Annotated in this window: 15 protein-coding genes; 9 read left to right on the top strand and 6 right to left on the bottom strand. The window is 38.2% G+C overall.

The features are described 5' to 3' along the window. The first annotated feature begins 23 nt into the window (after positions 1 to 23). From ACQV18_RS00460 to ACQV18_RS00445, 4 genes are read left to right on the top strand one after another with little or no spacing between them, the layout of a single operon-like run. Positions 24 to 908, top strand: coding sequence for a carbohydrate ABC transporter permease (locus tag ACQV18_RS00460; RefSeq protein ID WP_428892374.1), 885 nt, complete (start codon positions 24 to 26; stop codon positions 906 to 908). After that, on the top strand, positions 908 to 1,780 hold the full coding sequence (locus tag ACQV18_RS00455; RefSeq protein ID WP_428873101.1) for a carbohydrate ABC transporter permease: 873 nt from the start codon (positions 908 to 910) through the stop codon (positions 1,778 to 1,780). The genes ACQV18_RS00460 and ACQV18_RS00455 overlap by 1 nt, the downstream gene beginning before the upstream one ends. Before the next feature lie 13 nt (positions 1,781 to 1,793). Then, entirely contained in the window at positions 1,794 to 2,927 is a 1,134-nt protein-coding gene (locus tag ACQV18_RS00450; RefSeq protein WP_428873102.1) for an ABC transporter ATP-binding protein, read from the top strand. After that, positions 2,927 to 3,661, top strand: coding sequence for a glycerophosphodiester phosphodiesterase (locus tag ACQV18_RS00445; RefSeq protein WP_428892373.1), 735 nt, complete (start codon positions 2,927 to 2,929; stop codon positions 3,659 to 3,661). Before ACQV18_RS00450 ends, ACQV18_RS00445 begins: the two co-directional genes overlap by 1 nt. Positions 3,662 to 3,926: 265 nt before the next feature. On the opposite strand, the gene ACQV18_RS00440 is transcribed toward ACQV18_RS00445, so the two are convergent. From ACQV18_RS00440 to sufC, 6 genes are all read right to left on the bottom strand, one after another. Continuing rightward, on the bottom strand, positions 3,927 to 4,127 hold the full coding sequence (locus ACQV18_RS00440) for a cold-shock protein (RefSeq protein ID WP_428892372.1): 201 nt from the start codon (positions 4,125 to 4,127) through the stop codon (positions 3,927 to 3,929). A gap of 197 nt (positions 4,128 to 4,324) precedes the next feature. Then, entirely contained in the window at positions 4,325 to 5,719 is a 1,395-nt protein-coding gene (gene sufB / locus ACQV18_RS00435) for a Fe-S cluster assembly protein SufB (protein WP_428892371.1), read from the bottom strand. Next, entirely contained in the window at positions 5,719 to 6,228 is a 510-nt protein-coding gene (sufU, locus tag ACQV18_RS00430; protein ID WP_428875226.1) for a Fe-S cluster assembly sulfur transfer protein SufU, read from the bottom strand. Before sufU ends, sufB begins: the two co-directional genes overlap by 1 nt. Continuing rightward, positions 6,218 to 7,465, bottom strand: coding sequence for an aminotransferase class V-fold PLP-dependent enzyme (locus ACQV18_RS00425; RefSeq protein WP_428892370.1), 1,248 nt, complete (start codon positions 7,463 to 7,465; stop codon positions 6,218 to 6,220). The genes sufU and ACQV18_RS00425 overlap by 11 nt, the downstream gene beginning before the upstream one ends. Continuing rightward, positions 7,449 to 8,618: a SufB/SufD family protein gene (locus ACQV18_RS00420; protein ID WP_428892369.1), complete on the bottom strand. Its 1,170-nt coding sequence runs from the start codon at positions 8,616 to 8,618 to the stop codon at positions 7,449 to 7,451. The genes ACQV18_RS00425 and ACQV18_RS00420 overlap by 17 nt, the downstream gene beginning before the upstream one ends. Positions 8,619 to 8,626: 8 nt before the next feature. After that, complete coding sequence (gene sufC / locus ACQV18_RS00415) at positions 8,627 to 9,394, bottom strand: Fe-S cluster assembly ATPase SufC (RefSeq protein WP_428873109.1); 768 nt, start codon at positions 9,392 to 9,394, stop codon at positions 8,627 to 8,629. Positions 9,395 to 9,558: 164 nt separating this feature from the next. Between sufC and dnaX the strand changes: the two genes are divergently transcribed. The 5 genes from dnaX (at position 9,559) to ACQV18_RS00390 (ending at position 13,848) form a co-directional block, all read left to right on the top strand. Next, positions 9,559 to 11,601: a DNA polymerase III subunit gamma/tau gene (gene dnaX / locus ACQV18_RS00410; RefSeq protein ID WP_428892368.1), complete on the top strand. Its 2,043-nt coding sequence runs from the start codon at positions 9,559 to 9,561 to the stop codon at positions 11,599 to 11,601. 316 nt (positions 11,602 to 11,917) lie between these two features. Then, positions 11,918 to 12,223 (top strand): YbaB/EbfC family nucleoid-associated protein, encoded by a 306-nt coding sequence (locus ACQV18_RS00405; protein WP_428873163.1) that lies wholly within the window; start codon positions 11,918 to 11,920, stop codon positions 12,221 to 12,223. A gap of 27 nt (positions 12,224 to 12,250) precedes the next feature. Beyond that, positions 12,251 to 12,847 carry a recombination mediator RecR gene (recR, locus tag ACQV18_RS00400; RefSeq protein WP_428873111.1) on the top strand — a complete coding sequence of 199 codons (597 nt, stop codon included), beginning with the start codon at positions 12,251 to 12,253 and terminating at the stop codon, positions 12,845 to 12,847. Between the two features lie 14 nt (positions 12,848 to 12,861). Next, positions 12,862 to 13,497 carry a dTMP kinase gene (gene tmk / locus ACQV18_RS00395; RefSeq protein ID WP_428873112.1) on the top strand — a complete coding sequence of 212 codons (636 nt, stop codon included), beginning with the start codon at positions 12,862 to 12,864 and terminating at the stop codon, positions 13,495 to 13,497. Between the two features lie 21 nt (positions 13,498 to 13,518). Continuing rightward, positions 13,519 to 13,848 (top strand): cyclic-di-AMP receptor, encoded by a 330-nt coding sequence (locus tag ACQV18_RS00390; protein ID WP_428873113.1) that lies wholly within the window; start codon positions 13,519 to 13,521, stop codon positions 13,846 to 13,848. The last annotated feature ends 13 nt before the right edge of the window (positions 13,849 to 13,861 follow it).

Below are 13,861 nucleotides of genomic sequence, written 5' to 3'. Positions count from 1 at the left end.
TTTTGATGGGAAGAGGTGGAAAGATGGAAGAAATTGTAATCATCGAGCCAAAGAGAAGTACTTGGGAAAAAGTAAAAGGATATGGCTATTTACTCCCAGCGATGACAATCTTATCTGTATTTATGTTCTGGCCATTTTTTCAGACCATTTATCGGAGTTTATTTTTGACCAATAATTTAGGACAAAATGCAGAATATCTTGGTTTGGGGAATTATACAGAACTTTTTGCAAGTGAAAGCTTTTGGAACAGTGTTTTAGTATCTTTTAAATTTGTTGTTATAGTTGTTTTTGTAGGCGTTGTATTAGGCTTTATTACAGCACTTTTATGTCAAAAAACATTCCCAGGAATTAAAATTTTTTCAACTTCATACGCTATGCCAATGGCAATTGCGTCTGCTGGAATGGCCATGATTTTTCAAGTGATGTTAAATCCAACGGTTGGGATTGTGAACCGGATTTTGGGAACTTATATTAATTATCTCTCTCAACCAAGCAGTGCCTTATTAGTTGTGGGTATTTTGACCGGCTGGTTGAATTCAGGGATGAATTTTTTGTATTTCTCATCTGGCTTAGCCAGCATTGACGATTCTCTTTATGAATCAGCTTCGATTGATGGGGCAAACGGGATTAAGAAATTTATTTATATAACCATTCCATCATTGAAGCCAACCCTTTTTTTCGTGGTTGTAACCAACGTTATTAACGCTTTCCAAGGGTTTGGACAGATAAATATTTTAACCAAGGGTGGTCCAGGTCAAGCAACGAATGTGATTGTTTATGATATTTATCGAAATGCCTTTATGAATTATCGCTATGGCTATGCTTCAGCCGAGTCAGTTGTTTTATTTTTAATCGTTATGATCTTGACCATTATCATGTTTAAAATCCGTGGAAAGGAGAGTGCATAATGGCAGAACTTATTAAAGAAAATAAGGACAATAAAATTAAAAAAAGACGCGAATCAATCACTGTATGGAGTATTGTACGATTGCTTTTAAATATAGTTATGTTACTGATTGTTCTTTCGCCTTTATTGTACGGGCTAATGATGTCCGTTAAACCTTCTGGAGAGTTATACGATCCAGAAAGTGTTTGGTTTCCTAAAAATCCTACATTAACTAACTTTCTTGATGTTTTTAAAATAGCACCGATAGGAATTTATATAAGAAATTCAATGATTGTTGCAGTAGCCATCACTCTTAGTCAGTTAATAACTTCTGTCTTAGCTGCTTTCGCCTTTCGCTTTTTGAACTTCAAAGGTAAAGGGCTGTTATATGCATTGATCCTATCGACAATGATGATTCCAGGCGAAGCCGTTATTATTTCGCAATTCTTAATGATTTCATCTTGGGGTTGGAATGATTCCCTCTACGTGTTAATCATACCCTTTATTATTTCAGCCTTTAATATCTTCTTATGCGTTCAAGCCTTGCAGAGCTTTCCTTATGAAGTGTATGAAGCTGCTAAGGTAGATGGTTGTACAGATTTCAGATTTGTTTTAACCATTTTGATGCCTTTGATTAAACCAACCTTAGGAGCTATGTCTGTTCAATCATTCTTATCGGGATGGAATATGTATATGTGGCCTTTACTAGTGACAAATAATGATCAGAATCGTACCGTTCAGATAGGTATTAGCATGCTGAATTCGGTGGATTCACAGTCACTGGTTTTAATGGTTGCAGGGGTTATGATCTGTATGGTTCCAAGTCTGCTTATTTTTATTGTTGGATCAAGGAATATGGTAAAGGGACTTACGGCCGGAGCAGTGAAAGGATAAGGAGAGAATATTTATGGCGAAATTAAGTTTAAGAAAAGTTGCTAAAATCTATGATGATGGCTTTAAAGCAGTCAAAAATATTGATTTGGAAATTGAAGATAAAGAGTTCATCGTATTAGTAGGTCCTTCTGGCTGTGGCAAGTCAACAACTTTACGTATGATTGCTGGTTTAGAGAGTATTTCAGAAGGAGAACTCTGGATTGGTGATTTAAGGGTTAATAACTTACAGCCAAAAGATCGTGACATTGCCATGGTTTTCCAATCTTACGCGCTTTATCCACATATGAATGTTCGTGATAATATGGGATTTTCAATGAAGATGAATGGAATCAGTAAAAAGGATCGTCAATTACGCGTAGAGCAAGTTGCTAAAGCGCTTCAGTTAACGGAACTACTTGACAAGAAACCAGGCGCTTTATCAGGGGGACAACGTCAAAGAGTGGCTTTAGGTCGAGCTATGGTGCGAAATCCTAAGGTTTTTCTATTAGATGAGCCTCTATCCAACTTAGACGCTAAATTACGGGTATCGATGCGGTCTGAAATTACCCAGTTGCATCGTGAATTAGGAACGACCTTTGTTTATGTTACCCATGACCAAACAGAAGCCATGACAATGGGAACGCGAATAGCTGTGATGAATGCTGGAAGTATCGAACAATATGACACACCGGCCAATTTGTATTATAATCCATGTAATAAGTTTGTTGCTGAATTTATTGGGTCACCCATGATTAATATGTTCAATGGTAGATTAGTCATTAAAGATGGGAAAGTAAACCTTAAAATTGCTGATCAATCGTTTGAGCTCGCTGAAGAAGTTAAAGATCAGTTGCTTGTTGAAGTAGAAGACCAGGAAGTTTATATTGGCATTCGCCCGGAGGACATGCACCATAAGGCCGAGGGTTTAAACACCTCAGGTTTGAATGTTATCGCTAAAAATGTTGAGCAAGTAGGCTCTGACACTTTTGTTTATTTTGATCATCCTACTTCTAGTCGGGAGTTGGTGGCTCGTTTTTCACCGGCACGTCCTGTTAAAATTGGCGAAGAAGTTCAAGTTCAGTTGGACTTGAATAAAATCATGTTGTTTGATCAGAAAACAGAAGCATCGATACTCAATCGAATAGTGGGAGAGGATTTTGATAAATAATGGTAAAAATTATTGCACATCGCGGTTATTCTGGAATATATCCTGAAAACACCATGTTAGCTTTCAAAGAAGCGACAAAATTTCCGATTGAAGGCATTGAGTTAGATGTCCATTTAACCAAAGACCAAGAGGTAGTCATCATTCATGATGAAGCGATTGATCGCACTTCAACAGGTAGTGGCTATGTAAAAGATATGACCTTAATTGAATTACGTCAGTATAACTATTATGCTAACTTCAAAGAAACACAAGTTAAGTCCGCAAGAGACATTCAAATTCCGACTTTGCGCGAATTTTTTGAATGGATGCAGCCTCTAGATATTAAAGTTAATATCGAGTTGAAAACTAACATTTTTCGCTATGAGGGTCTTAATGCTAAAGTTTTAGAATTAATCAGGGAATTTAAATTAGAAGATCGTGTTTTGATTTCATCTTTTAATCACCACAGTGTGCGTGATTTTATGCGCCTAGCAGGGGATAGTAAAATTGAATACGGCTTTTTAACGGCGTCGGGTCAATTAAACCCTGGTAAATATTGTAAGGAACATGGTGTCGGTCATTATCATCCTGCTTTTGTGACTTTAGACTTAGAAGATATTGAAGAATGTCATCGTCAGGGAGTCGAAATTAACACTTACACAGTCAATGAAGCTGATCATATCCAGATGATGATTGATGCAGGTGTGGATCGCATTATAACCAACTATGTTGAGAGAGCTTTAGAATTAATTTAAGTTCTAGCAAAAAATTCCTTCTGGGTAAACAGAAGGAATCAGACTGTAGACAAAGCCCTCTAAATCACTATTTCTTAGTGGTTTAGAGGGCTTTTTTATGTATAATAATGGTTCTATAATAAATAGGGTTGAAGGAAGAATTTTTCTTCCATCAACCCTATTTGACATAGAGCCAAACAAAGACAAACCCTTATTTGAGATTAACTCAAGCAGGGTTTGTCTTCAATCTGGGACATCCACTAAAGGATGCCTTTGATAAGGTTAATTATAGTTTAACAATATTAGTAGCTTGGTTGCCACGTGGGCCAGCTTCTATGTCATATGTTACTGTTTGACCTTCGTCTAAGGATTTAAAGCCGTCACCTTGGATGTTAGAGAAATGTGCGAATACGTCATTTCCATCCTGACCTTCGATAAATCCAAAACCTTTGTCTGCATTAAACCATTTTACTGTACCTGTGTTCATAATGTAAATCCTCCTGTGTGCGTCTTAAGCACTTTGTATTGCAATAACTAAATAATTTAAAAGAAGATTTTACATGGTTGAATGAAAATGACTTAATTAACTTATTTCTTTACTACAAGACACAGTATGTTCCTTATTGGATGACTTGTCAACACTTATTTTAAAATAAATAACAATTTAAATCATTTAATAGAGATTTAACCCACGCTACCTTCCATCTCATAAGCAATCAGACGGTTCAACTCGACAGCATATTCCAATGGCAATTCCTTGGCAAAAGGTTCGACAAAGCCCATGATGATCATTTCAGTCGCTTTTTCTTCGCTAATACCACGACTCATTAAGTAAAAGAGCTGTTCTTCAGAAATACGCGACACTTTCGCTTCATGTTCTAATGAGACATTAGAATTATGGACTTCATTGAAAGGGATGGTATCTGATTTTGATTTTTCATCCATGATAATGGTGTCACACTCTACGTGGGATTTAGCCCCATCTGCTTCAGGGCCAAAGTACAACTGCCCCATATAATCGACATTTCCCCCATCTTTAGCAATCGATTTGGAAACAATGGTTGAGGAAGTGTTTGGAGCATTGTGATAGATTTTAGCTCCAGAATGTTGATGTTGTCCCTCGCCGGCAAAGGCAATGGATAAGACAGTTCCTCTAGCTCCCTCGCCATTTAAGCGACAGGAAGGGTACTTCATCGTTTTATAAGAGCCTAAGTTACCATCTACCCATTCCAAGGTACCACCCTCAGCAACTATTCCACGCTGTGTTACTAGGTTGTAGACATTATTGGACCAGTTTTGAATGGTTGTGTAGCGACATGTTGCATTTTTCTTAACAACGATTTCCACCACCCCAGTATGCATGGAAGTGGCGGAATAAGTTGGAGCAGTACAACCTTCCACATAATGCACGCTCGCCCCTTCATCCACAATAATTAAGGTGCGTTCAAATTGTGCCACACTCGAATTGTTTAAACGGAAATAGGCTTGAAGTGGCATATCAACTTTAACCCCTTTAGGAATATAGATAAAAGATCCACCACTCCAACAAGCTGAGTTCAAGGCTGTTTGAAAGTTTTCATTGGGATGAATGACTGAGGCAAAATGTTCTCTAAAAAGTTCGGGATGGTCTTTTAAAGCAGAGTCGGTATCGGTAAAGATTATGCCTAATTTATCCACTTCGTCTTTCATTCGCGAATATACGGTTTCTGATTCATACTGAACACTGGTTCCAGCTAAGAAAGCCCGTTCGGCTTCTGGCACACCTAGACGTTCAAATGTTTCTTTAATTTTGTCTGGCACCTCATCCCATGTACGAACAGGTTGGTCGGTTGCTTTTAGATAGTAGATATAATCGTCGAAATTTAAATCAGATAAATCAACGCCCCAGGTAGAGGCTTTTTTATTGCGGAAAGTTTCATAAGCTTTTAACCGGAAGTCAAGCATCCACTCGGGTTCATCTTTTTCTTTTGAAATCGTACGGATGACTTGCTCATTAAGTCCTTTTCCAGTCGAAAAGAGGATTTTAGCATCGTCTTTAAAACCGTATTCGTATTCACCTAATACAGGAACTTCTGACATTATTCATCTTCCTTTCTTTCAATGCCATCTTGATGGAGCAATTGTTCATTGCGGTTTTGATCGAGTCCGTACTCGACGGCTCGCCAAGAAAGAATGGCACATTTATAACGGGCTGGAAAATTTTTGACGCCAGCCAAAATAGCTGCATCTTTTAATTGTTTGCGTAATTCAGCTTCATCTTTTTCTTCTTCATCATCACCGATTGTTCCACCTACTAATTGATTGAAGTCATGCACTAATTGGATGGCTTCATCAACCGTTTTACCAATCATTAAATCGGTCATCATACTGGCTGAGGAAATAGAAATGGTGCAACCTTCACCATTAAAAGCAATTTGTTCAATCTGATTATCTTTAACGATCATATCCACAGTAATGGCATCACCACAAGTTGGGTTGAGTAATTGCATTTGATGGGTAGGTTTTTCTAAATGCCCTCGATGATGAGGGTTTGAAGAATGGTCAAGTACAATCGTACGATAGAGTTGGTCTAATCGACTAAGTGCCATAAGTGAAAAACTCCTTTATTTCTTTGGTAGCTTCTATAAAACGGTCGACTTCTTCAAGGGTATTATAAACCATCAGGCTGGCTCTTAAAGTCGCTGGGGTTTCTAGCAGACGCATCAAGGGTTGAGCACAGTGGTGTCCTGCTCGGACTGCGATCCCTAATTGATCATAACCTGTTGCAGCATCATGCGGATGGACTCCCTGAATATTAAAAGAAAGAATACCATGACTTTTAGCCGATTCAGGAGTATAAAGAACGACGTCCTCTAACTCTTTCATTCCTTGATAAAGTCTATCGCCTAATAATTTCTCTTGGGCTTGAATTTGATCAAAACCAATAGCTTCAATCCACTGAATTGCTTGAGTCAACCCAACCACTTGAGCGATTGCCTGGGTGCCGGCTTCAAACTTCCATGGAGCTTGTTTGTAGTTGGATTGAGTATCCTCTACTAGGTGAATCATCTCACCACCGAAGCTAACCGGTAAGCAGCTTTCATGATGTTCTTTAGCTAAATAGGTGATCCCCAATCCCATCGGACCATACATTTTATGGCTTGAGAATGCATAGGCATCAACTTCCCATTCCTTCAAATGTAAACGAATATGTGGACTGGCTTGAGCGCCATCAACAATCAAAAGGGCACCTTGTTGGTGGGCCCATTGACTGAGAGCTTGAATGGGTTGCTGTACACCTAACACATTTGAAAAGTGTTGAATAACAATTGCTTTGACTGGCTGATCTTTATACTTACGTGATAAAGCTTCTACATCCACTTGATAATCAGCAGTTAGGTCCATAAATTTGAGCTTAGCTTCGGTGCGTTTACATACTTCTTGCCAAGGCACTAGGTTGGAATGGTGCTCTAAGCGCGTTGTGAGTATGATATCTCTATCTTGAAGGCGTGGTTCGATGAGTCCACGAGCAATTTTGTTGATGCTATCGGTTGTCCCTGAGCTAAATGAGATGCAGGCACTGGCTTCTGCCCCGACAAAAGCCGCAATTTTTTCACGACCTTTTTCAAAGGCTTGGGTAGCGCGCTCACTTAGGGTATGTACGCCACGGTGAACATTGGCATTATCCTGTTGATAATAGGCAACAATTGCCTCGACCACTGATTGAGGGGTCTGGGAAGTCGCCGCATTATCAAAGTAAATAAGTGGCTCATCATTAACGATTTGATCGAGTATAGGAAATTCTTGACGAACTTTTAAAAGATTTTGTCTAGTCAAGGCTATCACCTGAATTTATGCTTTCTAATTTTTGGTCTAAAGCATCAATCATCATTTGTCTTCTCTCAGGATCTTTAATTTGATTTAAAGTTTGCATTAAGAAGCCACGGATGACTAGATATTCTGCTTTAGTGCGATTTACTCCACGAGTCATTAAATACCATAATTGACTGTCATCTACCTTGGATACGGAGGCAGCGTGTCCTGCAGTCACTTCAAATTCATCAATTAAAAGAATGGGGTTAGCATCACCACGGGCTTGATCAGAGAGCATGAGTAAACGGTTTTCTTGTTGAGCATCCGCGTTTTTAGCATTTTTGAAAATTTTGCCAATACCATTCATTGTCAGGACTGCTTGGTCTAAGGCAACACCTCTTTGGTTAATGTGTCCAATGGAATGGTTGCCATAATTACTGATTTTGGTGTCTAAAATTTGTTTAAAGTTTTGATTAGAAATAGCCACTTCTGATAAATGAGCGTGTGAACCTTTACCTTTTAAATTAGAAGCTAAATCGACAATCGTTGCTCCATCATTAAATGAACCAATTGACCATTGAATATGAGCGTCGTTCTTAGCCAAAGCATGGCGACGAATATAGCTAGCTTGGTCGGTTTTCGTTTGATCAATAGCCATATAATGCAAGTTTGCTCCATCTTCGAGGATGATTTCTACTGTGTAGCTTTGACTATGGTTAGCCACTTGATTTTGTTTTAGTTTTTCAAAAAAAGTAAACTGACTGTTTTTGCCAACGGCAAGTAGTAGATATTGATGGGCTCCATCATCGAAATTTTGCTCCCATTCAAAGGTTTCATTGCCTTGATAGTTATCAGGAACATAAATCAAGGTGCCGTGATTTAAATGAGCTAATTGGAAAGCAGAAACTTTATCTTGATTAGCAGGAACTGCTTGGAATAAATACTTTTTTAAAAGTTCTTCGTGATCAGTTTGAGCGCTTTGCCAATCAGCAATGATAAGGTCCGGATGAGTAGCTAATTTTCTTTCAGCTGCTGAAGGCCTACTTTGAGCTTCAACAAATAAAGGCCAGGTTTCGATCTTCGATCGTTCGATGGTGGGAAGTCTTGTATTCTCGAATGCTTGTTGACTTTGGTCAAAGATATCCTTAAGCCAGTTGACAGTTGGTGCGAATAATTGTTGAGTCATCTTTTCACCTACTCTTCATTTAATTCAATGCCGTTTTCGAGAGCTATCTCTTTATACCCTTTGGCTTCTAATTCTAGGGCTAACTCAGATCCACCTGATTTCACGATGCGTCCATCCATCATAATATGAACAAAATCTGGCTCAACATAGTTCAAAAGGCGTTGATAGTGGGTAATAATTAAAGCGCCAAAATCTTCACCACGTAAAGAGTTGATGCCTTTGGATACAACTTGTAAAGCGTCAATATCTAAGCCAGAATCAATCTCGTCTAAGAGAGCAAAACGAGGTTCGATCATTAACATTTGAAGGATTTCATTGCGTTTTTTTTCGCCCCCTGAGAATCCTTCATTCACATAACGTTCAACCATTTCATCAGACATATCTAAAAGCGCCATTTTTGCATCTAATTTGTCTAAGAATTCAAAAATAGGCATCTGATCATCTTCTTTACGGCGTGAGTTGATGGCTTCACGCATAAGAGTGGCATTAGTAACACCTGAAATCTCACTTGGGTATTGAACGGCCATAAACAGACCGGCTCTAGCACGCTCATCGACTTCCATTTCTAAGAGGTCAACACCATCAAGTAGAACCTGACCTTGTGTAACTGTATAGTCAGGGTGCCCCATGATAGCTTGTGAAAGAGTAGACTTACCTGTTCCGTTTGGTCCCATAATAGCATGCACTTCATTAGTGTTAATTGTTAAATTAACACCTTTTAATATTTTTTTATCTTCAATTTCTACGTGTAGATTTTTGATTTCCAGTGTGGACATAAACTCGCTCCTTCTAATCATTTTCACAAGCTATATTCTACCATAAATTGTGAAGATTAAAATCTTGAATTTTAGAGTATCTATTTAGGCAGATTTTAAAAGCATTCGCCAAGCAGTGACAAATTCGATATAATAAGTTTACTAAATGGAGGAGGCTATAAATAATGAGTTATCAGGCATTATACCGTGTTTGGCGACCGCAATCTTTTAATGAATTAGTCGGGCAAGAAATGATCGCCCAAACTTTGAGGAATGCGATTGCTAAACAGCAATTAAGCCACGCCTATCTCTTTTCAGGTCCAAGAGGAACGGGTAAAACTTCTGTTGCTAAGATACTTGCAAAAGCGGTCAATTGTCCTAATTCAACGGATGGAAATCCTTGTAATGAATGTTCTATTTGTCAAGGGATTACTTCAGGAGAGATTAGTGATGTGATTGAGATTGATGCGGCATCGAATAACGGAGTTGATGAAATTCGTGACCTGAGAGACCGTGTTCGCTATGCTCCTACACGTGCCAAGAATAAAGTATATATTATTGATGAGGTTCATATGTTAACAACTGGTGCCTTTAATGCACTCTTAAAAACATTAGAAGAGCCTCCTGCCAATGTAATTTTTATACTTGCGACGACGGAGCCTCATAAAATACCGGCCACTATTTTATCAAGAACTCAGCGCTTTGACTTTCAACGGATTAAAGACCTTGATTTGATTAGAAGGATGCAATATATTTTGGACCATGACCAACAAGACTATGATCTTGAAGCGTTGAAAGTTATTGCTCGAGCAGCTAACGGTGGAATGCGGGATGCTCTAAGTCTACTAGACCAAGCGCTTTCTTATGGGCAAGATCACCTAGAACTTGAAACGGCTTTGTTAGTATCCGGTTCTTTTGCTCAAACCGTTTATGTTCAATATATTCAAGCGCTTGCTCAATCACGAGTAGAAGAAGCCTTGCAGATCTTGGAAGAACAATTACAAGAGGGAAAACAGGCTGGGCGATTTATTGAAGAACTGATTTTATTTGCTAGAGATGTCCTTTTAAGTTTATTTTCAATTAAGAACCATACACTGCTAACTGACCAAGAATTACAGCCATTGAAAGAAAATGTTGAGCCAGCATTCTTTTATCAGTTAATTGACTTTTTGAATCAAGCGCAAAATAAGATACGTTTTTCTACACAACCAGAAGTTTATTTAGAAGTTATGACGGTTCAATTAGCACAATTAGGGCAGGACCTACTTCTAAGAGAAGAAGTAGAGCAAGTAGAGCCTCAAATGTCTGGACAGATAGAAAGTCAGATTAGACTGTTACAAGAGGAACTAGAAAAACAAAAAAAATTACTTGCTGAACTTATAAATAATCAAAAAAGTACTACTCAAGGAGTTAATAATCAAACGGAATTAATTCCGCGTAAAAAGCCTGATTTTGCTCAAAAAGATTATGTGGTCGACTTACATGCGATTTATAATGTTTTGAATCAAGCAACTAAAGAAGATATTAACCATTTAAAAAAAGAGTGGTCAGCTATTTTAGCTGAACTAGCTCCTAACCAAAGAGTTCGCTTGAATAATACTAGACCGTTAGCGGCAGGGCCAGACTGCGCTTTGATTTCCTTCGAAGACCAAAATTTATGCGCGATTGTTCAACATGATAGTCATTTAATGGATCAGGTGAATAATATAGTGAGTCAGCGTTTAGGTAAGGCGATTCACTTCACTTATTTGTGGCAGGCTGATTGGTCTGGTATTCGAAGGGATTACAAAATCTTGTTTGAACAAAATGGTAGAAAGCCGATAGAACTAGCTAAAAAGTTATCAAAAGTTCAAGAAAGTATAACTCCGTCAGAAGGAACTATTGATTCGCTACAAAATGATCAGACAGATTCGCAGGACAATCCCCCAGGTCACATTAATCAGGATAATTTATCAGAAATTGATCAAACTGAAAAAAATAGGCCTCAAAATGAAGAGTTAGAATCAATTGAAGCTCAATTACCTGAGCCGGCAGAAGATGTAGCAGCTTTATTCCAACGGAGTCAAATTCACCATATTGAAGAGGGAGAAAGTTCAAGTATTCAACCGGCGGATGGGCAAACGGGATTTTTTGATATAGAGGATACTCAGGAGCAAGAGAATCTAGCGGTCCAAAAAGCCATCGAACTCTTTGGTGAAGAAAATATCACTATTTACAATGATCGTTAAGAAAATTAGTTGGTGATGAATTTAATTAATTCTTTAAGTATCACTTTTACTGCTGAAATAATATGAATTACAATTGATAGTTAGTCAATAGAGAATCCAAGTGTTTAAGCGCTTGGATTCTTTTGGTTTATTAATACTTTACGAATGGTATGAGGTGGAGTATGAGTTGAGGTGAATTTGAATTATTTAATTTGATTATAAAAGACTTCTTTTGTAGTCGAAAGAAGTTATTGCCGTATGCTATAATTGAAGCGTAGTCGAAATAAAAGACAAATTTTACAATAATATTGAAACAATGGAAGGAAGATGCAAAATGATGCCAAATATGAACAATATGATGAAGCAAGTTCAGAAGATGCAAAAAGAGATGGAGAAAACACAAAAAGAACTAGAAGCTAAAGAATTTATGGTGGAGGATGCACAACAATTAGTTAAAGTGGTTATGACTGGTAAAAAAGAAATCAAAGAATTAACCATTAAACCAGAACTAGTTGATCCAGAAGATATCGAAATGTTGCAGGACGTAGTTTTAGCAACAATTAACCATGCGATTCAAGAAGTTGAACAAACAACACAAGATCAAATGGGCCAATTCACCAAAGGGCTAAACTTGCCTTTCTAGTAGTAAGAAAAGAAAGGGGGAGTTGGAATGGATTATCCATCACCCATTGCCAAATTAATAAATAGCTTCACTAAATTACCAGGTATCGGAAGTAAAACAGCCGCTCGTCTAGCTTTTTATGTTTTAGAAATGTCTGAAGCAGATGTTTCTTACTTTGCTCAGGCCTTGATAAACGCTAAGCGTGATCTTAAATATTGTTCGGTTTGTGGGAACATTACTGATACAGACCCATGTATGATTTGTAGTGATTCGTCAAGAGATCGATCGATTATTTTAGTTGTTGAAGATAGTCGTGATGTGATGTCGATGGAAAAAATGCAAGAATTTCACGGATGCTATCACGTCCTGCAAGGTGTACTCTCGCCTATGGAAGGCACAGGACCTGAGGATTTAAATATTGCCTCACTAATAAAGAGACTTCAAGATGAAGAAGTTAAAGAAGTTATTGTGGCAACTAATGCCACTGCTGAAGGTGAAGCGACAGCCATTTATTTATCAAGGTTGATTAAGCCGGCCGGCATAAAAGTAACGCGTCTCGCTCATGGATTATCAGTGGGATCCGATATCGAATACGCAGATGAAATGACCCTCTTTCGTGCCATTGAAGGCCGAAGAGAGTTATAATAAAGGAGTATCAAATGCCAAAAGGGAAGTTTATTGCGTTTGAAGGACCAGATGGATCAGGGAAAACCTCGATTATCAAAGTTTTAGGTCCAATGCTTGAAAAAGAAGGTGTAGAAGCAGTATTTACTAGAGAGCCAGGGGGCAGCCCGATAGCTGAGCAAATTCGCGAACTCATTTTAGATATTAATAATACAGCTATGGACTATCGAACAGAGGCCTTACTATATGCAGCAAGTCGTCGGCAACACTTGAGTGAAACAATTTTACCCAATGTTCAAGCGGGGAAAATGGTGATTAGTGACCGTTTTGTGCTGTCTTCATTAGTCTATCAGGGCGTTGCAAGAGCAATCGGTTTAGAGGCCGTTTGGCAGATTAACCAGTTCGCCATTGAAGACCACTTACCAGACCTTACTATTTTAATAGATGTTCCTGCTGACATAGGTTTGGAGAGGATCGAGAAAGCTCGTGGTAGTAGACAGTATGATCGCCTCGATCGGGAGGCACTTGCCTTTCATCAACGAGTCAGACAAACCTATCTCGACTTGATACCTCAATGGGAAAATATTGTGGTAATTGATGGTAATCAAAGTGTAGAACAAGTTAGCTTGGAGTGCTTCGAAACTCTAAAAAAACGTGGTATGATTAAGTAATAATACATCAGGAGGGATAATATGAAATTACTAGTAGCGATCGTGCAAGATCAAGACCAACAAGTTTTGGGGAAGGCTTTATTAGAAAATGATATTCGTGCGACAAAATTATCTTCAACTGGAGGTTTTCTTCGTTCAGGTAATACAACATTCTTATTAGGAGTAGAAGATGAGCGAATTGAGGAAGTGCTTGAAGTTATTAAAGCTTCATGTCAGTCTCGTGAGCAATATATTTCAACACCTATCCATCTAGATATGAATTTGGAAGTTTCAAATACTTACCCATTAAAAGTTGAAGTTGGTGGAGCGACTGTTTTTGTTCTACCTATTGAAAGTTTCTTCCATTTCTAAGAGACAAGCATTT

It is taken from the genome of Facklamia sp. P9177 (assembly GCF_050409585.1).
In the GTDB taxonomy this organism is placed as follows: Bacteria; Bacillota; Bacilli; order Lactobacillales; family Aerococcaceae; genus Facklamia.
Note: the sequence above shows the minus strand (reverse complement) of the source record. Positions and strands in the feature narration are given on the sequence as shown.

Bases quoted from the DNA above. Each gene is read 5' to 3' on its own strand.
- recR (WP_428873111.1), top strand. From the start codon at position 12,251: ATGGATTATCCATCACCCATTGCCAAATTAATAAATAGCTTCACTAAA.
- dnaX (WP_428892368.1), top strand. From the start codon at position 9,559: ATGAGTTATCAGGCATTATACCGTGTTTGGCGACCGCAATCTTTTAAT.
- ACQV18_RS00445 (WP_428892373.1), top strand. From the start codon at position 2,927: ATGGTAAAAATTATTGCACATCGCGGTTATTCTGGAATATATCCTGAA.
- ACQV18_RS00460 (WP_428892374.1), top strand. From the start codon at position 24: ATGGAAGAAATTGTAATCATCGAGCCAAAGAGAAGTACTTGGGAAAAA.
- ACQV18_RS00450 (WP_428873102.1), top strand. From the start codon at position 1,794: ATGGCGAAATTAAGTTTAAGAAAAGTTGCTAAAATCTATGATGATGGC.
- ACQV18_RS00440 (WP_428892372.1), bottom strand. From the start codon at position 4,127: ATGAACACAGGTACAGTAAAATGGTTTAATGCAGACAAAGGTTTTGGA.
- ACQV18_RS00455 (WP_428873101.1), top strand. From the start codon at position 908: ATGGCAGAACTTATTAAAGAAAATAAGGACAATAAAATTAAAAAAAGA.
- sufC (WP_428873109.1), bottom strand. From the start codon at position 9,394: ATGTCCACACTGGAAATCAAAAATCTACACGTAGAAATTGAAGATAAA.
- sufB (WP_428892371.1), bottom strand. From the start codon at position 5,719: ATGTCAGAAGTTCCTGTATTAGGTGAATACGAATACGGTTTTAAAGAC.
- ACQV18_RS00405 (WP_428873163.1), top strand. From the start codon at position 11,918: ATGCCAAATATGAACAATATGATGAAGCAAGTTCAGAAGATGCAAAAA.
- ACQV18_RS00390 (WP_428873113.1), top strand. From the start codon at position 13,519: ATGAAATTACTAGTAGCGATCGTGCAAGATCAAGACCAACAAGTTTTG.
- tmk (WP_428873112.1), top strand. From the start codon at position 12,862: ATGCCAAAAGGGAAGTTTATTGCGTTTGAAGGACCAGATGGATCAGGG.
- ACQV18_RS00420 (WP_428892369.1), bottom strand. From the start codon at position 8,618: ATGACTCAACAATTATTCGCACCAACTGTCAACTGGCTTAAGGATATC.
- sufU (WP_428875226.1), bottom strand. From the start codon at position 6,228: ATGGCACTTAGTCGATTAGACCAACTCTATCGTACGATTGTACTTGAC.